The sequence below is a fragment of the Xanthomonas sp. A1809 genome (assembly GCF_017746015.1).
GTDB lineage: Bacteria > Pseudomonadota > Gammaproteobacteria > Xanthomonadales > Xanthomonadaceae > Xanthomonas > Xanthomonas euvesicatoria.
In genome coordinates this window covers 92,063-110,231 of the sequence record NZ_JAGHWZ010000006.1, presented here as the reverse complement: position 1 = coordinate 110,231, position 18,169 = coordinate 92,063, and the positions used below count along the sequence as shown (strand labels likewise).

Below are 18,169 nucleotides of genomic sequence, written 5' to 3'. Positions count from 1 at the left end.
GGCCTGCGCCGCGGTGTCGTCTTGATTTCGGGAGATCCCTATGCGCACCCTGTTGTTTCTGATGCTTGGCAGCGTGTCTGCGATTGCCAACGCTGCGTCGCCTGCATCTGCATCTGCATCTGCATCTGCATCCGCTGCCAGCGCAACTGCCACTGCCACTGCCACGCCTGAGCAGATCAAGCTGCAACTGCGCGAGTATTTCTTCGACGCCGCGCGTGAGGGCCGCCAGGAGATGCTGGCCGAATTCATCCGTTCGCATTACGACCTCAATACCCGTGACGAGAAGGGCTATACGGCCCTGATCCTGGCCGCATACCACGGCCAGCGGCCGGCGGTGGAGCAATTGCTGAGCGCCGGCGCCGATCCCTGTGCGCAGGACAAGCGCGGCAACACCGCACTGATGGGCGCCATCTTCAAGGGCGAGCTGGGCATCGCCAAGCGCCTGATGCAGGCCGATTGCGCGCCGGACCAGCGCAACAACGCCGGCCAGACCGCTGCGATGTATGCGGCGTTGTTCCAGCGCACCGACGTGCTCAAGGACCTCGCCGCCAAGGGCGCGGATCTCAGCCTCAAGGACGGGCAGGGCAACGATGTGACCAAGCTACAACGCGGCGAATTTGCCACCGTGCCGGCGCGCTGAGCGCGCCAGTCTTGCCTGCCAGGCGTGCCCCTGACAGCGTGCCGCATCGGCCGCGATGCGCGTCCGTGGCTGCGCTTCACTCACTAGAAGCAATGGGCGGCTGCTGGTAGCCAACGGCTGTGCGTGCGTCAGGTGGGTAGTCACACGCGCTCTTGTCGCAACGCCCCGGCTCTCGCGAAGACGCCACGCTTGTGGGTGCACGCCGCGCCCCCCGGTCGCTGCATATCCTCCAGCTCATGCTGCACCTGCCATGTCGACGGCGTCGATCGGGATCGCCGCATCCATTGCAGCACTCAGAACCGCTGTCTGGTACCCCCAAACTGCGCCTTGCAGCGCCGTCGGTTTTCCGCCACGGCCGCGCTGGATCTCTGACAGTGGCGGTGAAATCTTCGCCATTGCGTCAGGATTTTTCTGACGCGCAAACCCTTGTGCGCCAAGGCTTTGACAGAAAACTGAGTACTTGCTGACTTGCTTTAAATCGCCTGGAAAAAATCGCAGAAAACAGTTCAAGAAAGCGCCGGGAACGCCGATGCTGCAGCTATCGCATCGCACCTTGGAACCCCCGGACCATGAAGCTCGATCCCTCCATTCCCTTCCTGATGTCGCTGCTGGCCATGGTGCTGTGCACTGCCGCTGCCGTGGTTGCGCTGGTGTTCGGCCAGGTGCATGTGCTGGCCAAGTCGTGGAGCTTCTACACGGTCATGGGCACTGCCCTGATCACGCTGGTTGCCTCCTACCATGCACTGGGCAAGCCGCTGAGCGCCGAAGAGCGTGTCGGTGTCCGTAACCCGTAAGTTCCGGGTTCGTCCGGGCGCAGCGGTCACCGCGGCACCGGACCTGGAAAGCTCCGCTCGTCACTGACGATGCAAGGCGTTCGCCGCAGAGGCGAACGCAGACAGGCACCGCGCATCCTGCAGCGCTGCCTCCGTTACCGCCCGCATTTGGCGAGCGAGGGAAACTAAAACAGCGTCAACGCGATCTTCGGCGCTGTTGCCGTTTCCGACAGTAAAACGCACCCGTGGTGCTGGCCGCCCAAGCGCGTCACCAGCGCCACCCGCAATCGCGCGTCATGCTCGTCGCCGGCCAGCTGATAGGGGGCGATCCCGTGGCGCAACGAGTAGGCGATCCTGGAGCTAAGTCCCAAAGCAGCCGCTCCAGCCGCCCACTCCGCACCGCCGCAGATTCATCGACGCCCGTGTAAGCTGTTGATCCTGCTTCGCATTCTAATGGCTGCTCGCTGCGGCCACTTCGTCGATGACCGCTTCCGCCGATCGCTACGCCGCCTCCCTGCGCCTGTCCGTCGCTCCGATGATGGATTGGACCGACCGCCATTGCCGGGTCTTCCACCGCCTGTTGGCGCCGTCCGCGCGCCTGTACACCGAGATGGTGCACGCCAACGCGGTGATCCACGGCGATCGCGCCCGCTTGATCGGCTTCGATGCGGTGGAACATCCGCTGGCGCTGCAGCTGGGCGGCAGCGATCCCGCCTTGCTCGCGCAGGCAGCGGCGATTGCGCAGGAGTGGCGCTTTGATGAGATCAATCTCAACTGCGGTTGCCCCTCCGACCGTGTGCAGGCCGGGCGTTTCGGCGCCTGCCTGATGCGCGAGCCGGCGCTGGTGGCCGAGTGCGTCGCGGCCATGTGCGCGGCCACCCACGTGCCGATCACCGTCAAGTGCCGCCTGGGCGTGGACGACGATGACGACTACGCGCTGTTTGCCCGCTTTGTCGACCAGGTGGTCGCGGCCGGCGCGGCCATGGTGGTGGTGCATGCCCGGAACGCCTGGCTCAAGGGCTTGTCGCCGAAGGAAAACCGCGAAGTGCCGCCGCTGCGGTACGACTGGGCTTACCGGCTCAAGCAGGAGCGGCCCGGTCTGCCGGTCGTGCTCAACGGTGGCATCGTGGCCGTGGACACGGCCATGGCGCATCTGCAGCACACCGACGGCGTCATGCTCGGCCGCGCCGCCTACCATGACCCGTACGTCCTGCATTGTCTGGATGCAGCCTTGAACCAGCGGCCCGAGCAATCGCGCGAGTCCTTGCTGCGCGCCTATCAGCCGTACGTGGAATCCCAACTGGCACAGGGTCTGGCCTTGAAACACATGACCCGGCACGTCCTCGGTCTGTTTCATGGTCAGCCTGGAGGCAGGGCGTTCCGGCAGGTCCTGAGCGAGGGCGCCCATCGCCCGGGCGCCGGTTGGGAACTGGTCGAGCAGGCCCTGGAGCGCACCGATACGCGGTCCTGGCGCGTGGTTGCCTGACTTTGGCCCACCGCTTGCATTCCTGAACGGGCTGCCTGGATCTCCGAGCGTTTCGGGTGGCTGTTGCAGCAGGCGCGTCCGCAACACCGCGTGCTCGCCGTGTCGGCCACTCTGTTCGGCATTCATTTCACTGAATGCCGTTAACGTGAAGCTAAAAAGTTCAGATCGGATTCACCCCGAAAAATCAAGAATTTGGCTCGATTCCGATGCTCGACCCTCAGGTATGCGTGGTCGATTTCACGAATTTTGAATGTTTCTGAACAACCCGCTAGGATTTGTTTGTGACCCAAATGCACTGCCGCGCTCGCCAAGTCGCTCTGGTTGCCCTCTGGGTTGCCATGGCCGCGCCGTCGGCCTGGGGCCAGGGCTATCCGATGGTGCAGAGCGGACGCGAGGCGATGCCGCCCTCGGCACGCGGCAATAGCCGCACGCTGTCGGACACCATTCGGCATGTGCAGCGGTCTACCGGTGGACAGATACTGGGTGCCGAGCGTGTGCCGTTCGATGGCGGCAATCTCAATCGGGTCAAGTACATGAAAGATGGGCGCGTGCACACCGTGTATGAGCCGGAGCAGACGCAGGCTGCGCCTGCGCGTAACTTGCCGCCGCCCGACGCGCCACCACGCGACGATAACCACTGAACGTAGATAGTTCTGCGTTCAGTCTTATAAATTCCCCGGCCGCTGGCCGACAACGTAACTAGGGAGAGTGCATGCGTATCCTTTTGGTCGAAGACGAAGCTCCGCTGCGCGAAACCCTTGCGGCGCGTCTGAAGCGCGAAGGCTTTGCGGTCGACGCTGCACAGGACGGCGAAGAAGGTCTCTACATGGGCCGCGAAGTGCCATTCGACGTCGGCATCATCGATCTTGGCTTGCCCAAGATGTCAGGGATGGAGCTGATCAAGGCCCTGCGCGATGAAGGCAAGAAGTTTCCGGTGCTGATCCTGACCGCGCGCTCGAGCTGGCAGGACAAGGTCGAAGGCCTCAAGCAGGGTGCCGACGATTATCTGGTCAAGCCGTTCCATGTCGAAGAGTTGCTGGCGCGCGTCAACGCGCTGCTGCGGCGTGCTGCTGGCTGGAGCAAGCCCACGCTGGAATGTGGCCCGGTCGCGCTGGACCTGGCGGCACAGACGGTAAGCGTCAACGGCGCCAACGTCGATCTGACCAGCTACGAGTACAAGGTGCTCGAGTACCTGATGATGCATGCCGGCGAACTGGTCTCCAAGGCCGATCTCACCGAGCACATCTACCAGCAGGACTTCGACCGTGATTCGAACGTGCTGGAAGTATTCATCGGTCGCCTGCGCAAGAAGCTCGACCCCGATGGCGAACTCAAGCCGATCGAAACCGTGCGTGGCCGTGGTTATCGCTTCGCCATTCCGCGTACCGAAGGCTGAGTCAGCGCGTCAGCGAGCAGGAAGACCAAGTGCCGGGCCGCTCCAAGTGGTATAGACGCTGGCGGCCGCGCTCATTGCAGGCCCGCCAGCTGCTGGCCGCCAGCCTCAGCCTGGTGGCGTTCCTGGCACTGGCGGGTTACGCGCTGGACGTGGCGTTTGCCGACACCGCTGAGAAGAACCTGCGTGAGCGGCTCAAGAACTACGCCTCCGCGTATGCGGCCAATATCGATTTCGTACGCGACGGGTCGCTGTACATCGGCGGGCAACCGCCCGATCCGCGCTTCGATGTGCCTGGCGGCGGGCTCTACGTTGAAGTTGTACGCCCGGACGAAAGCTGGACCTCGATGTCGGCCGAAGGCCCGAACATTCCGCATGGCCGCATGCTGGAGCCGCGCCAGGAAGAATTCATCGGCCCGCTGGAAATGACCCAGATCGACGGCAGCCTGGGCCAGCTGTATCGCTACGGGCTGGGCGTGAGCTATGTCGAACGCGAGCACGGCGGCGAGATTCCGTACACCATCTACGTGATGGAGGACGCGCGCTCGATGGGTGCGCAGCTGCGCGTGTTCCGTGGTGCAGTGTGGTTCTACCTTGGCAGCGCCGGTGTGGTGTTGCTGGTATTGCAAGCCTTCATTCTGCAATGGAGCCTGCGTCCGCTGCGGCGGGTCATCAACGAGTTGACCAAGGTGCAGCGCGGCGAGATCCAGCGCATGAGCGAGCAGCATCCACGCGAACTGGAGCCGCTGACCGACAGCATCAATGCCTTCATCGAAAGCGAACGCGACAACCTGGAACGTCAGCGCAACACGCTGGCCGATCTTGCGCATAGCCTCAAGACGCCCATCGCCGTCTTGCGCACACAACTCGATAGCGGTGCGTCCGAGCGCGACCTGCACGAAGAGATGGATGTGCAGCTGCGCCGCATGAACGACCTGGTGTCGTACCAGCTGGCGCGTGCGGCGTCCAGCGGGCACAAATTGTTCGCGGCACCATTGCCCATCGAACCGACCGCCGAAGAAATCGTGCGTGGCCTCGAGAAGGTGTATGCGGTCAAAGGCGTGTTGTGCGAATTCGATATTTCGCCCGAAGCACGCTTTCACGGCGAGCCGGGCGATTTGCAGGAACTGCTTGGAAATTTGCTGGAAAACGGCTTCAAGTGGGCGCGCAGCCGGGTGCTGCTGACCGCAAAACCGGGACCCACCACCGGTAGCCGTCGTGCCGGGCTGATTCTGTCGGTGGAAGACGATGGCCCCGGCATCGCGCCGGAAGACGTGGCCAAGATTCTGCAGCGCGGTGTGCGTGGCGACGAGCGTGTGCAAGGGCATGGCATCGGCATGTCGATCGTGCAGGACCTGATCAAGGGCTATCGCGGCGAGCTGCAGGTGGTGCGCTCGCAGGAACTGGGCGGTGCCCGCTTCGATGTGACCCTGCCGCCTGGATTGTGACCGCCGCAGGGCCGATGAACCCGTGGCCAATGTGCGCTGGCGTTCCGACAACCGTTTAACGCCTCACGCGTTGGCTTACCCATACTGGGCGGGCAAGCCGTTGCGATGGAGGGGCTGCATGTTCGAGCAAGTTGGCCAGGCCGTAGGCGTGGATGCGCGCGTCGCGCACGTGCGGCGCACGCTAGGGTGGCGTGTGCTGCCGCTGTTGATCGGCAGCCTGTACGCGCTCACCTGCACGGCTGCCGAAACGCCGCTGACACCATCGCAGATGCGCTGGCTGCAGCGTGCCACCTATGGGGTTGATGCCAGCAGCGCGACGCTGCTGACACGGCTGGGCCCCAAGCGCTTTGGTACGTTGTTGTTGCAGCCCAGCGACGACGCTGCGTTGCCCGCGCCGGTCGGCGCGCAGCTGCAGCGCTTCGACGCATTGCATACCCCGCTGGTGGCGTTGCTGACCCAGTACGAAGCCGACAAGGTCCGCCTGCAATCCATGCCCGATGGCGATGAGAAGGTTGCCTTGCGCAAGGAGTGGCAGGCGCGCGGTGGTCAGATGCTGGTGCAGGCGCGGCAGGCGCAACTGTTGCGCGCGGTGTACGCGCCGGATCAGCTGCGCGAGCAACTGGTGTGGTTCTGGCTCAATCATTTCAGCGTGTATGCCGACAAGGCCCGGGTGAAGTGGATGGCGGCCGACTACATGGAAAACGCGATCCGCCCCAATGCCACCGGCAAGTTCGCCGACCTGGTGATGGCCACGCTGGAAAGCCCGGCGATGCTGGAATACCTGGACAACGCCAAGAACGCCAAGGGCAAGGTCAACGAAAACTACGCACGCGAGTTGATGGAACTGCATACGCTGGGCGTGCACGGCGGCTACGGCCAGCAGGATGTGCAGCAACTGGCGCTGATCCTCACCGGCGCGGGCCTGGTGCCGATCAAGGCCAATGGCGCGCCGCCGTTGCCGCTTGCAGCGCCAGGGCAGGCGCAGGTCGTGCGCAAGGGTCTGTTCGAATTCAATCCGGCGCGTCACCAACCCGGCGACAAGATACTGCTTGGCCAGCGCATTGCCGGCGGTGGGCTGGATGAGATCGAACACGCCGTGCAGGTGTTGGTGCGCCAGCCGGCCTGTGCGCATTTCATTTCGCAGCGTCTGGCCGAGTACTTCGTCAGCGATGCCCCGCCTGCGGCGCTGGTGACGCGCATGGCCAATACCTTCCAGCACAGCGATGGCGATATCGCCAAGGTCATGCAGACCATGCTGGCGTCGCCGGAGTTTGCGCAGGCGCAACCGCGCAAGTTCAAGGACCCGAACCGGTTCGTGGTGTCGGCGATGCGGGTGGCGTACGAGGGTCAACCGGTGATCAATGCCGCGCCAATGGCCAGTTGGGTGCAGCAGCTGGGTGAACCGTTGTTTGGTCGCATCACGCCCGATGGTTGGCCGCTGCAGTCGCAGGCCTGGACCAGTTCCGGGCAGCTGGCACGCAGGTTCGAGGTGGCGCGTTCGATCGGCGGCGCACCGAAGCAGTTGTTTCGTCTGGAGGGCGACGACCAGACGCCGATTCCTGCGCCGGTGCAGATCGATACGCGCCCGTCGTACCGCTGGTTGGCGCCATCACTGTCGGCCGCCACACGGCAGGCGCTGGAGCAGGCGCGCTCGCCTGCCGAATGGAATGGGTTCTTGCTGTCGTCGCCAGACTTCAATTATCGCTAAGGCCATGGCGCCGAGTCGGATCTGCCGATTCAAGGCCCACGCGTCACGTTCGCAGATGCAACAACAACCGATCCAGCGATCCAACGAATGCCAGGCGCTCAATGCCGCGGGAGTACACCATGCAACGACGTCAATTTCTGCTTGCCTCTGCCGCCGCTGCAAGCATGCCGTGGGCCGGCCGTCTGTTCGCTGCGCCACGCGATAGCGCGCGCATGCTGGTGGTGTTTTTGCGTGGCGGCTACGACAGCAATAATCTGCTGGTGCCGCATGGCAGCGATTTTTATTACCAGTCGCGGCCGAGCCTGGCGATTGCGCGGCCAGATGCCGCCAATCCAAACAGTGCCCTGGCGCTGGATGCGCAGTGGGGTCTCAACCCGGTGGTAGGCCAGACGCTGCTGCCACTGTGGGAACGCAAGCAAGTGGCCTTCGTGCCGTTTGCCGGCACCGACGATCTATCGCGCAGCCACTTCGAAACCCAGGACGATATCGAATCCGGCCAGGCCGGCAAGCACCGCGATTACCGCTCCGGGTTCATGGCGCGCCTGTCTGGCGTACTCAGTGGCGTGCCGGCCATCGCGTTCACCGATTCGTTGCCGCTGACGTTCCAGGGCGGTGGCGATTTACCCAACGTGTCGTTGCGGAGTATCGGCAAAGGCGGGCTGGATGCACGGCAGGCGCAGATCCTGTCGCAGATGTACGACAGCACGCCGCTGGCCGCCGCTGCGCGCGATGGTCTTGCATTGCGTCAGCAGGTCACCGCGCAGTTGCGCGAAGAGATGGAGCAAGCCGGTCGTGGCGCCGCCAGTGCACGCACGTTTGCCGATGAAACCCGGCGCATGGCGACCTTGATGCGCGAGCGCTATCGCCTGGGGTTCGTCGATGTCGGTGGCTGGGACACGCATGCCAACCAGGGCAGTGTGGAAGGTGGCCTGGCCAACAACCTGCGCAATCTCGGCGAAGGGCTGGCTGCCTATGCCGATGCGTTGGGCCCGGCCTGGAACGATACCGTGGTGGTGGTCATCTCCGAATTCGGCCGCACCTTCCGCGAGAATGGCAGCAAGGGCACCGATCATGGCCATGGCACAACGTACTGGGTGCTGGGCGGTGGCGTGCGCGGCGGCCGCATCGCTGGCGAGCAGGTGGCGGTCGAACAGGCGCAGCTGCTGCAAAACCGCGATTACCCGGTGCTCAACAACTACCGCAGCCTGTTCGGCGGAATGCTCGGCCGTCTGTGGGGGCTGTCGCCAACGCAGTTGGAACGGGTATTCCCAGGTGCCAAGCCACGCGATCTTGGATTGGTGTGAGTGTGCATGGCGAGCGATCGCACCGTGCGTGGTATCGACAGCCGGCTTGTGTCGATCCCGCGGCGTCTGCTTCGGGCGACGGCTGCAGGTTGCTCCTGCCAAGTGCGATACCGCACGCCGCTCCGCGACGCGGCACATCAACGTTGCATTGAATCTGCAAACGGTGAGCGCCCGTAAAATCGTTCCAGGTGCAAGGCGACCTGCGGCATCGTGCGCAAAAGCACGCGCGGTGCGGAGAAATGATATTCGCTGACCACTGCGAAGAATTCCTCCGGGGCTTCGGCGGCATACGGATCGATCTCGGTGTCTTGACCCGCATCGACGCGTTGGCAAAACAGATCGTAGGCATGCTGGAAATCGCGCGCCCAGGCGCGTTGCGCATCGCGCGGCAGGGGCGGTGTGCCGTCGAGCGCGCCATCCAGTGCATCGAGCTTGTGCGCCATCTCATGCACGATCACGTTGAAGCCTGCCTGCGGGTCGTCCAGGTCGGCTTGCACATCGGCCCAGCTGACGATCAACGGACCTTGCTCCCAGGCTTCGCCGATCAGGGTGTCGTCCCAGGCATGCATCACCCCGGCCGCATCCATGTGGGTGCGCTGCACGCGAAACGCATCCGGGTACACGATCAGCTGCGACCAGCCGCGCCAACCGGCGGCGCCGATTTCCAGCAGCGGCAGGCAGCAGGTCGCGGCCAGCACGAGTTGATCGTTCGGTTGCAGCTGCAGCCCGTCGACAGGCGAAATGGTCTTCTGCTGCAGGAACTGCGCGGTCAATGCGCGCAGGCGTTGCTGGCGGAGTGGATCGAGCGCGGCGACCCAGGCGCAACTGCCGCACAGCCGCTGCCACAGCGCATCAGCAATGTCTGGAGGCGGCCGGCGCAGCCAGCGCATCAACCACTGGATCAGCGGAACATGCCCGGCAGGAAACTGTGCCAGCGCGGCATCGTGCGCATGCGCGGGAATAACGAATCGCCATCGCTGCCACCGCCGCCGCCGGTGGACGGCGTGGCCTTGTGCGGGCTGTTGCGTGCCGGTGCGGCTTCGGGCGCCGGTGTCCTGCCGCGCGCGGCCGAGTTGGTGCTGATGCAGCTGTCATGATCGCCGTCGATCAGCTGGTCCGATGCCAGGGCGGCAAGCGGAGCCAACAACAGGAGCAGGCAAACCGTGATTCGGCGCATCGTCCACATCCAGGGCAAGCGGCGTGAGTCGCCGATCATAACGCGCTTTTCACTCCCTCACGCAAGCCGCGCTGGGCGCCCGGGAGGGCTTGGCGCATACTTTGGCGGATGGATTCGGGGACTTTGCGCGCAATGCACTGTGAGATGAAAGGCGCCGGCGGCCGGCAGTGCGGCGCCGGCGCTGCGGGAGATTGGTCGGGCGCGCGCGCCGGTCAGCCGCAGGGCGCATGCCCGGTGCGGTCGGTCACCGAGCCCACCGCACGCCTGGTCTGGGCTGTCGATGTTGCATCACGCGCGTTGCCTCGGCGGCGCGCCGGCCGCGTCGCGCAGGCATTCCTCCCGGGTGCTGCAGCCCGCGCCGTTGCCACCTCACGCCGCATCGCCCGCCGCAGCCGTGGATGACCGTGCGTTGCTGGCCAAACTCGCCGGTGGCCGGTTGTCCGGCGATGCGTTGGCGCGCGATGCCGGGCTGACCCGCGCGGCGGTGTGGAAGCGCATCCAGAATCTGCGTGCGGCCGGCGTCGACATCGAAGGACGGGCCGGTGACGGCTATCGCCTGGCCACGCCCTTGGATCTGCTGGACGCGGCGCGTATTCGCGCCGGCATGGCCCCCGGTGCGGCAGCTGGGCTGGCGGCGCTGGATGTGGCCTGGACGCTGGAATCCACCAACACCACCTTGCTGGCGCAGCCGGCGCCCGAACAGGGCGTGGCGGTGCTGCTGGCCGAGCGTCAGACCGGCGGCCGTGGCCGGCGCGGGCGTCAATGGACCTCGCCGCTGGGCGCGCACATTTATCTGTCGGCGTCGCGCCGTTTCAATGGCGGGCTGGGCCAACTCGCAGGCCTGAGCTTGGCCGTGGGGGTCGCAGTGGCCGAAGCTTTGCGTGGTTGCGGGTTTGCCGATGTCGGGCTGAAGTGGCCCAACGATCTGCTGGCGCGGCAGCGCAAGCTGGGCGGCCTGTTGATCGAAGGCGGCGGCGAGATGGCCGGCAACGCGCGTGCAGTGATCGGGCTGGGCTTGAACGTGCACATGCCGGCGACCGCAGCGGCCAGCATCGACCAGCCCTGGATCGACCTGGATACCCTGGCCGGCGGCCCGGTGTCGCGCGACCAGGTGACGGCAGCGGTGCTGTCCGGGTTGCTGCCGGCACTGGACCTGTTCGAGGCGCAGGGGCTGGCGCCGTTCCTGGGGCGTTATGCAGACCTGGATGTCTTGCACGGGCGTACGGTGCAAGTCGAGGAAGCCGGCACCCACCATCGTGGCGTCGCGCTCGGCCTGGCGGCCGACGGCGCGTTGCGGGTGCAACTGGGCGAGACGGTGCGCCTGTTCCACTCCGGAGAAGTGAGCGTGAGACCTGCATGAGCGAGTGGTTGTTCGACCTGGGAAATTCGCGCTTCAAGTACGCGCCACTGCACGGCAACCGTGCCGGCCAGGTGCAGGCGTGGGCGCATGGCGCCGAGGCGATGGACGCGGCGGCGCTGGCGGCGCTGCCGTCCGGGCGTATTGCGTATGTCGCAAGCGTGGCCGCGCCGGCATTGACGCAACGCATGATCGCCTGCCTGCAGGAGCGCTTTACGCAGGTGCGCATCGTGCGGACCACCGCTGAATGCGCCGGCGTCCGGATTGCTTATGCCGACCCGAGCCGCTTCGGCGTGGACCGCTTTCTGGCGTTGCTGGGTGCGCGGGGCGATGCCCCGGTGCTGGTGGCCGGCGTGGGCACCGCACTGACCATCGACGTGCTCGGCGCCGACGGCCTGCACCGCGGCGGCCGCATCGCCGCCTCGCCGACCACCATGCGCGAAGCGCTGCATGCGCGCGCGGTGCAACTGCCGGCCAGCGGCGGCGATTATGTCGAGCTGGCCGTCGACACCGACGATGCCTTGACCTCCGGCTGCGATGGCGCGGCGGTGGCGCTGATCGAGCGCAGCCTTCAGCACGCCCAACGCAGCCTGGGCGTTCCGGTGCGGCTGCTGGTGCATGGCGGTGGCGCGCCGCCGTTGCTGCCGCTGCTGCCCGATGCCTCGTTCCGCGCGGCCCTGGTGCTGGACGGTCTGGCGACGTGGGCGACCGCTGCGGCGTCCCCGTAGAATCGGCGCATGTATGTCCGCGCGCTCATCGTCGTTTTGATCGTCCTCAATGCCGGGGTGGCGTTGTGGTGGGCCTTGCAGCCGCCACCGGCACCACCGCCGGCGCCGCTGCAGCCGACCGGTGTGGCGCGGCTGGAATTGCTGCCGACAGTGACCGGTGCTGGCGGGCCTGGGCTGCCGGCTGCAGCGCGTACGGGATCGGGGTCTGCGGCAGAGAGTGCGTCGACAGCACCGGCGCCATCGCCATCGACAGCATCCGGGCCTGCATCGGTACCCACGCCGACCACGCCGGCAGTTGCCGGTCCCGCCGCGCCAACGTCTGCAGCGCCGACATCGGCCACCACTGCCGCAGCGCAAGCGCCGCGCGGTGCAGCTGAGACGTCGGCAGCGGCGAACGCTGCTGCGAAACCGGCCAAAGGCGTCGCCGCGGCGGCGGCACAACCATCGCCCGCCCCATCCCCGCCTGCCGCAGAGCGCTGCGCCAGCCTGGGACCTTTTGCGGCACGCGCCGATGCCGATGCGGCGCTGGCACGCGTGCGTGGGCAGGCCAGTCGCGCCAACGTGCGCGAGGACAAGGACGCCGGCATCAGCACGTTTCGGGTGATGTTGCCCAACGTGGGCGATCGCGCGGCCGCGCAGGCCCTGGTCAAGCGCATTGCCGCGGCCGGGATGGGCGACTACTACGTGATCGCGCAGGGCGAGGACAACACCGTGGCGCTGGGCCAGTACCAGAGCCGCGAGCGCGCCGAGCGGCGCCAGGCCAGCCTGGTCGGCGCAGGATTCCCGGCGCAACTGGTGCCCAGCGGCAACGGGCAATCGCGGTGGTGGATCGATGTCCGCACCAGTGCGGCTACCAACGCCCTGCAAGGGGCTGCCGGTGCCGCCCGTCAGCGTTCGCTAGATTGCGCCGCGCTGCGCTAGAATGCGCACCGGCGCGCAACGCGCATGCCTTCGCCGGCATAGCTCAGTTGGTAGAGCAACCGCCTTGTAAGCGGTAGGTCCCCAGTTCGAATCCGGGTGTCGGCACCATCTTCGATCCACGCATGCGTGGCAATCACGCTCGACGTTGCTGCTGTTGGAGCACGCGATGCGGTGTGGAGCTTTGCATCAACCGGTTGCCAAGCACGATGGCGCGTTTCTCTGCCGCCATCTGTCCCAACGAACGGTAGCGTGCTCAGCGTTGTGTGAGCGGGCGTATGCGCGCGCTCCGGTTCCGAGCGCGCGATCCACACAGCTGGCTGCTGCCGGCTCCGTTTGGTCGCCACTTCGATTGGTTGGCACCATGGCACGTGCATCGCGCGATGTTGATCGCGCCATGCGAGGTGCAGCACTCAGGCCGGGCGGCCGCCCGAGAGCAGTTCCAGCGCGGCCTTGCCGGTGTCTGTGTGTGCATCGCCGCTCAGTCGGTCGGCCAATGCAGCCACGATGATGGCGTGGGCCTGGCGCAGCACGCTGTCGGCATCGGCGCTGGCGTCCACCACGTGTTTGCCGGGCAAGTCCAGCGCGGCAAAAATCGTGCGGCAGCGTTCCAGGTTGTCCTGGGTTTCGAAGTGGTTGGGCGCATCGCCACGGGCGCGGATCCGGGCCAGGCCGGTGGGTGGGGGCAGGTCGAGCAGCAGCAGCACGTCCGGGCGCGGCGCGAAGGCGTTGCGCTCCAGGAGTTCGTCCAGCGGCAGACCGGCCGCGCCCTGGTAGGCCACCATCGAGGGAAAGTAGCGGTCCAGGATGACGATGTCGCCGCGTGCCAGCGCGGGCGCGATCAAGGTGTCCACGTGTTCGTGGCGGTCGCGGATGAGCAGCTCGGCTTCTTCCTCTGCACTCAGGCGGCCGGTGGCGGCGGACTGGCGCAACTGGGTGCCCCATGGGCCGTTGGTGGGCTCCTTGCTCAGCACGACACGCGCGCCGGCCGCGTCCAGGGTGGCGGCCAGGCGGCGGGCGAGCGTGGTCTTGCCGGCGCCGTCGATGCCTTCGATGGCGATCAGCAAGCCGCCGGGCTTCAGTTCGATTGTCATCGCGCTACTTTAGCTGATCGTGGCGATGAACCTAACCGGCAGCAGGGCGATGAAGAGCGTGCAGTCTGCGCGACACGCGCCTGGCAAAACTCAGCCGCAGGAGCACATGGCATACGCGACGATGCAGCGCCAGCGTTGCGGTGAGGTGCCCGGCGGCGCGCGACGGGAGGAAACAGAATGAGTTGACGTGCGTTGTGGCGGATATTGCCAAAGGCTTATCGCCGGTATGTCCTGCGCGATGTCGGAAATGTCCCGATATCCTGACTTCTGGCTGCGGGCCATACTGAACAAGTCAGACACACTGCACACGCGTCTCGCGACTGAGTCGTGTTTTTGGCTTCAAGGAAGACGGACGCGTCGCCGCCACCCTAGAGGCGGCATCCCCCGCGTGACGCCCGCTCAGGCACCGTCGTGACCAGATTCCTTGTCTTGCTGGCCGTACCCAGCGCCGGCGCCAGGCGCGCTTTCGATCAGCTGGTCGCCGAGGTGTAGCGATAGGACAGCAGCGACTTCACCAGGAAGGTGATCTGGGTGGCCGAGCGCGCATCCACGCGCATGACCGGTACGCGGAAGCCTTCGGCCACCAAGGCCTCGCGAAAGGGCGGCACCAGGAAATCCTCGACTTCATCGGTCATGGTGATGCCCACCGCCAGGCTGGCCTCGGGTGCGATCTGCGAAAACTCGCGCAACAACTCCAGCGTGGCTGTGAGCATCTGCGGGTCGCGTGCGTTGGTCAGCACGATCACACCCAGCGCACCGTCGCACACCAGTGGCCACATGAAATCCAGGTATTTCTGACCTGGCACACCGTAGACATGCAGCAGCTCGCCGTCTTCCAGCTCGATCGAGCTGTAGTCCAGCGCGACGGTGGTGTAGGTCTTGTCGCCGTAGGCGTCCTGGCTGAGCGGCATTTCGGTGCTGACCGGCTCCACATCGGAGATGGAGCGCACTGCGGTGGTCTTGCCGGCGCCCATGCCGCCGACGAACACCAGCTTGTTGGCTGGAAGACTCATGACTGCGCCTGGAAGAGGGAAAGGCCGAACCGACGTGCGACCCAGGAAAAGAACCGCGTGTTGCCGCCATCTGGGCGGCGCTGCGTTGCAGGCACGGGAATCTCCGCAGTCTGGGCAAGGCCGCTGGCAAGTGCAGCGGCGAACAGGCATTCCACCGTTTGCAGCGGCAGCTTGCAAGCATTGGCCAGCGCCTGTGGGCGCCAGGGGCGTGCATGCAGGTGGGCGATGGCCAGCAACTGGGCTGGCGAGCTGGTCTCTGCAGTCAACTCCGGCCACTGGCGCAATTGCAGCGCATGGCCGGGTTCCACTGCCGGCAGCGCCTGGCGCAGATGCTCGGGCAGGGCGAAAAACAGCGCTTCGAAGGAAATGCGTTGGGGCAACGCGGTCGCGGCAAGGTCGGGCACGACGTGCCAGCCCGAGCGGTCCAGCGCGGCGATGACCTGCGCCAGCGCCACGCCAGCGGGCAACTGCACGCAGCCATTGCCCGGGTCCACACGCACCTGCAACTGCGCATGCTGCAGCGTCGCTGCGCCGGCACCGAATTCGCCACGGCAGTGCCGCAGCAGCAATGCCGGCTCCGCGACCGGGGTAGCGTGCGGCGAGGACAACAGCAGGCGCATGTGTTCGTTGAGTTCGCGCACGGTGGCGCCGTGCTTGATCCAAGCGCCAGCCACGGGCGTGCGCGACACCACCAGCACCCGCACCGGTTGACCCTGCAATGCCTGCCAGGCGGCCAAGCCATCGGCGCTGTCCAGGCCCAGTACCACCACATCGGCCGCGTGCTGCGGCCATTGGCCCAACTGCACGTCGATGCGGTCGGCGAGCAGCAGCGAGCACGCCAGTTTCAGGCGTGTGGTGTGCAGCAGGTCCAGGCCGGCCGTGGCGACCCGCATGGCGTTGATGGGTGTGGTCATGAGCTGGCGCCGTAGCGGCGCATTGGATTACGAGATGCCTGCCGGTCTGCACCGGCAGGCTGGATCAGGCGATGCGCTGGCACCGCGCTGTCGGCATCAACCGAAATCGAGGGTCTTTTCGAACGCCTTGAGCTCGTGACGGGCCATGGCCAGGTTGGCCTTGGCACGGTCCAGCACCACGTACAGGAACAGCGTGCTGTTGCTTTCCAGCGGGCGCAGCAGGTGGTACTGGCGTGCAAGCGTGATCAGGATGTCTTCGATGGTGTCGTTCAGGCCGAGCTGTTCGGCGATGCGGCGCTTGGCGCGCACCACTTCGGTGTTGCCGGCCGCCGCCAATTCCAGGTTGAGCTCGGCACCGCCGGTCATGCCCAGCGCCATGCCGCTGTCGCTATCGACCAGCGCCGCGCCGACGAAGCCGGCCAGCGAATGCAGGTGTTCCAGATTGAGTTTTGACACGTGTGGTCCTTGGAAACGATGAGGAATGGGTGCCTTGCGGCATGCACGAACAGTGCCAGGTGCTCAGCCTTGCGGCGGGGTCAACACGGTGGCGAGGCGGCCGGCGCAATCGCGCGCATTGAACAACAGCGCAGCGGCATTGATGTCGCCACTGCCCACTGCGGTGAGCGTCAGCGGCTTGTCGGCGCGGATGCGGATCAGCACCAGCTGCCCGGCACGCGTGCTGACGGTGGCGTAATCGGCCTCTTTCAGGCTGGATTCGCGCGCCAGGGTCTCGCCCAGGGTCAGGAACGAATTGGCCATCGCGGCAAGCCGGCGACTGTCCACGTCCAGGCTGGAACGCTCGGTGATGGCGCGCCCGTCGGCCGTGGAAAGCATCAACAGGCGGATGCCCGGCTCACGTTCGATGGTCTGCGCAAACTCGTGACCGATGCGCTGCAGATCGTAGAAATGCAACGCCCGCGGGACTTCGCCTACGGCAGCCTTGACGACCTGGTTGACGGCGTTGTGCGGCATGAAAATCCCCCTGTTGCGTGATGGCCCGGGCGCGTACGTGCGTGGTGTGCCGCGCCGGGCGGCGCACCATACCACCCGGATCCGAGCAGGCTGTCACGCTCGCCCGTGGTGCTTAACTGGGCGGTCAGACAGGCAGAATCGGCAAAGTCCGGTGCGCCACAAAGTGCCTTGGTACGTCACGATAGCGGCGCGAAGAGGCAGATCTAAACCTTGCGTTTGCTCGCACTGTTCAGTACGGGCGACATGCGTGCTGCGCTGCCGCGCGTCACTGTGCGGGCGGGCAACTAGACTGCACGGCTTTATCGATACTGGAGCAATGCATGGCAACGCAGTACGTGCCGGTTTCCTTGATTGGCGTTCCCACCGACATCGGCGCGGGCCACCGCGGCGCGCGCATGGGGCCGGAGGCGCTACGCATCGCCGGCTTGCAGGAGGCGCTGGTCGGCCGCGGCGTGGAGGTGCGCGATCTGGGCAATCTGGATGGTCCGCGCAATCCCTGGCAGGCGCCGCAGGCCGGCTACCGGCATCTGGACGAAGTGGTGGCGTGGAACCAGGCGCTGATGGACGCCAGCTACGCCGAACTGCGTGCCGGGCGCATGCCGATCATGCTCGGTGGCGACCATTGCCTGGGTATCGGCTCGATCACCGCGGTGGCCAAGTACTGCCGCGAGCAGGGCAGGCCGTTGCGGGTGCTGTGGCTGGATGCGCATTCGGATTTCAACACCAGCGAGGTGACTCCTTCGGGCAACGTGCACGGCATGCCGGTGGCCTGCCTGTGCGGGCTGGGGCCCGAGTCGCTGACCCACCTGGGCGGCAGTGCGCCGGCGTTGTTGCCCGAGCAGGTGCGGCAGATCGGCATCCGCTCGGTGGACCCGGAGGAAAAGCGGCTGATCAAGCAGCACCGCATCGATGTGTACGACATGCGCTACATCGACGAAGCCGGTATGAAGCGCACCATGGAAGCGGCGTTGCAGGGCATGAGCGCCGATACCCACCTGCACGTGAGTTTCGATGTGGACTTCCTCGACCCCAGCATCGCGCCGGGCGTGGGCACCACGGTGCCCGGTGGCCCCAACTACCGCGAGGCGCAACTGGTGATGGAAATGATTGCCGACACCGGGCGCATGGGCTCGTTGGATATCGTCGAACTCAACCCGGTGCTGGACAACCGCAATGCGACCGCCGAACTGGCGGTGGATCTGGTCGAGAGCCTGTTCGGCAAGTCGACGCTGATGCGGGATTGA

The 18,169-nt window shown here is 65.9% G+C and carries 20 protein-coding genes and 1 tRNA gene; 13 read left to right on the top strand and 8 right to left on the bottom strand.

Annotated features, from left to right (window positions below):
* Positions 1-40: 40 nt before the first annotated feature.
* A complete protein-coding gene (locus J7396_RS10950; RefSeq protein WP_071118145.1) occupies positions 41-640 on the top strand; it encodes an ankyrin repeat domain-containing protein in 600 nt (199 codons plus the stop codon).
* 234 nt (positions 641-874) lie between these two features.
* On the opposite strand, the gene J7396_RS22545 is transcribed toward J7396_RS10950, so the two are convergent.
* On the bottom strand, positions 875-1,150 hold the full coding sequence (locus tag J7396_RS22545; RefSeq protein WP_244669625.1) for a hypothetical protein: 276 nt from the start codon (positions 1,148-1,150) through the stop codon (positions 875-877).
* Between the two features lie 59 nt (positions 1,151-1,209).
* Between J7396_RS22545 and J7396_RS10940 the strand changes: the two genes are divergently transcribed.
* The 7 genes from J7396_RS10940 (at position 1,210) to J7396_RS10910 (ending at position 8,752) form a co-directional block, all read left to right on the top strand.
* Positions 1,210-1,434: a hypothetical protein gene (locus J7396_RS10940; RefSeq protein WP_008576462.1), complete on the top strand. Its 225-nt coding sequence runs from the start codon at positions 1,210-1,212 to the stop codon at positions 1,432-1,434.
* A 460-nt stretch (positions 1,435-1,894) separates the two neighbouring features.
* Complete coding sequence (dusA, locus tag J7396_RS10935) at positions 1,895-2,899, top strand: tRNA dihydrouridine(20/20a) synthase DusA (RefSeq protein WP_209261450.1); 1,005 nt, start codon at positions 1,895-1,897, stop codon at positions 2,897-2,899.
* 275 nt (positions 2,900-3,174) lie between these two features.
* Entirely contained in the window at positions 3,175-3,540 is a 366-nt protein-coding gene (locus tag J7396_RS10930) for a hypothetical protein (protein WP_029820643.1), read from the top strand.
* 71 nt (positions 3,541-3,611) lie between these two features.
* Entirely contained in the window at positions 3,612-4,295 is a 684-nt protein-coding gene (locus tag J7396_RS10925) for a response regulator transcription factor (RefSeq protein ID WP_002808458.1), read from the top strand.
* A gap of 74 nt (positions 4,296-4,369) precedes the next feature.
* The gene (locus J7396_RS10920) at positions 4,370-5,740 is read left to right on the top strand and encodes an ATP-binding protein (protein WP_031424689.1); all 1,371 of its coding nucleotides are present in this window, start codon (positions 4,370-4,372) and stop codon (positions 5,738-5,740) included.
* Between the two features lie 118 nt (positions 5,741-5,858).
* On the top strand, positions 5,859-7,448 hold the full coding sequence (locus J7396_RS10915; protein ID WP_209261449.1) for a DUF1800 domain-containing protein: 1,590 nt from the start codon (positions 5,859-5,861) through the stop codon (positions 7,446-7,448).
* Positions 7,449-7,567: 119 nt separating this feature from the next.
* Positions 7,568-8,752, top strand: a complete 1,185-nt coding sequence (locus J7396_RS10910) for a DUF1501 domain-containing protein (protein ID WP_209261448.1) — start codon at positions 7,568-7,570, stop codon at positions 8,750-8,752.
* Between the two features lie 137 nt (positions 8,753-8,889).
* Here the strand turns inward: J7396_RS10910 and J7396_RS10905 are convergent, their stop codons facing one another.
* Together J7396_RS10905 and J7396_RS10900 are read right to left on the bottom strand one after the other, a co-directional pair.
* On the bottom strand, positions 8,890-9,645 hold the full coding sequence (locus tag J7396_RS10905) for a M90 family metallopeptidase (RefSeq protein WP_029820641.1): 756 nt from the start codon (positions 9,643-9,645) through the stop codon (positions 8,890-8,892).
* Positions 9,646-9,653: 8 nt separating this feature from the next.
* Positions 9,654-9,968, bottom strand: a complete 315-nt coding sequence (locus J7396_RS10900) for a hypothetical protein (RefSeq protein ID WP_008576447.1) — start codon at positions 9,966-9,968, stop codon at positions 9,654-9,656.
* Positions 9,969-10,272: 304 nt separating this feature from the next.
* Between J7396_RS10900 and birA the strand changes: the two genes are divergently transcribed.
* From birA to J7396_RS10880, 4 genes are all read left to right on the top strand, one after another.
* Positions 10,273-11,289 carry a bifunctional biotin--[acetyl-CoA-carboxylase] ligase/biotin operon repressor BirA gene (gene birA, locus J7396_RS10895; RefSeq protein ID WP_031424681.1) on the top strand — a complete coding sequence of 339 codons (1,017 nt, stop codon included), beginning with the start codon at positions 10,273-10,275 and terminating at the stop codon, positions 11,287-11,289.
* Positions 11,286-12,014, top strand: coding sequence for a type III pantothenate kinase (locus J7396_RS10890; RefSeq protein WP_014091334.1), 729 nt, complete (start codon positions 11,286-11,288; stop codon positions 12,012-12,014). The genes birA and J7396_RS10890 overlap by 4 nt, the downstream gene beginning before the upstream one ends.
* A 9-nt stretch (positions 12,015-12,023) precedes the next feature.
* On the top strand, positions 12,024-12,935 hold the full coding sequence (locus J7396_RS10885; protein WP_083347927.1) for an SPOR domain-containing protein: 912 nt from the start codon (positions 12,024-12,026) through the stop codon (positions 12,933-12,935).
* Between the two features lie 32 nt (positions 12,936-12,967).
* A tRNA-Thr gene (locus J7396_RS10880) sits at positions 12,968-13,043 on the top strand.
* Positions 13,044-13,345: 302 nt separating this feature from the next.
* Here the strand turns inward: J7396_RS10880 and tmk are convergent.
* From tmk to J7396_RS10855, 5 genes are all read right to left on the bottom strand, one after another.
* The gene (gene tmk, locus J7396_RS10875; RefSeq protein ID WP_209261447.1) at positions 13,346-14,026 is read right to left on the bottom strand and encodes a dTMP kinase; all 681 of its coding nucleotides are present in this window, start codon (positions 14,024-14,026) and stop codon (positions 13,346-13,348) included.
* Positions 14,027-14,496: 470 nt separating this feature from the next.
* Positions 14,497-15,039, bottom strand: a complete 543-nt coding sequence (locus tag J7396_RS10870) for a GTPase (protein WP_003486615.1) — start codon at positions 15,037-15,039, stop codon at positions 14,497-14,499.
* A complete protein-coding gene (locus tag J7396_RS10865) occupies positions 15,036-15,953 on the bottom strand; it encodes a hypothetical protein (RefSeq protein ID WP_008576439.1) in 918 nt (305 codons plus the stop codon). The genes J7396_RS10870 and J7396_RS10865 overlap by 4 nt, the downstream gene beginning before the upstream one ends.
* Positions 15,954-16,049: 96 nt before the next feature.
* Positions 16,050-16,409: a hypothetical protein gene (locus J7396_RS10860; protein WP_003486613.1), complete on the bottom strand. Its 360-nt coding sequence runs from the start codon at positions 16,407-16,409 to the stop codon at positions 16,050-16,052.
* 63 nt (positions 16,410-16,472) lie between these two features.
* A complete protein-coding gene (locus J7396_RS10855; protein ID WP_008576438.1) occupies positions 16,473-16,925 on the bottom strand; it encodes a roadblock/LC7 domain-containing protein in 453 nt (150 codons plus the stop codon).
* Positions 16,926-17,245: 320 nt separating this feature from the next.
* On the opposite strand from J7396_RS10855, the gene rocF reads away from it, so the two are divergent.
* A complete protein-coding gene (gene rocF, locus J7396_RS10850; RefSeq protein WP_008576436.1) occupies positions 17,246-18,169 on the top strand; it encodes an arginase in 924 nt (307 codons plus the stop codon).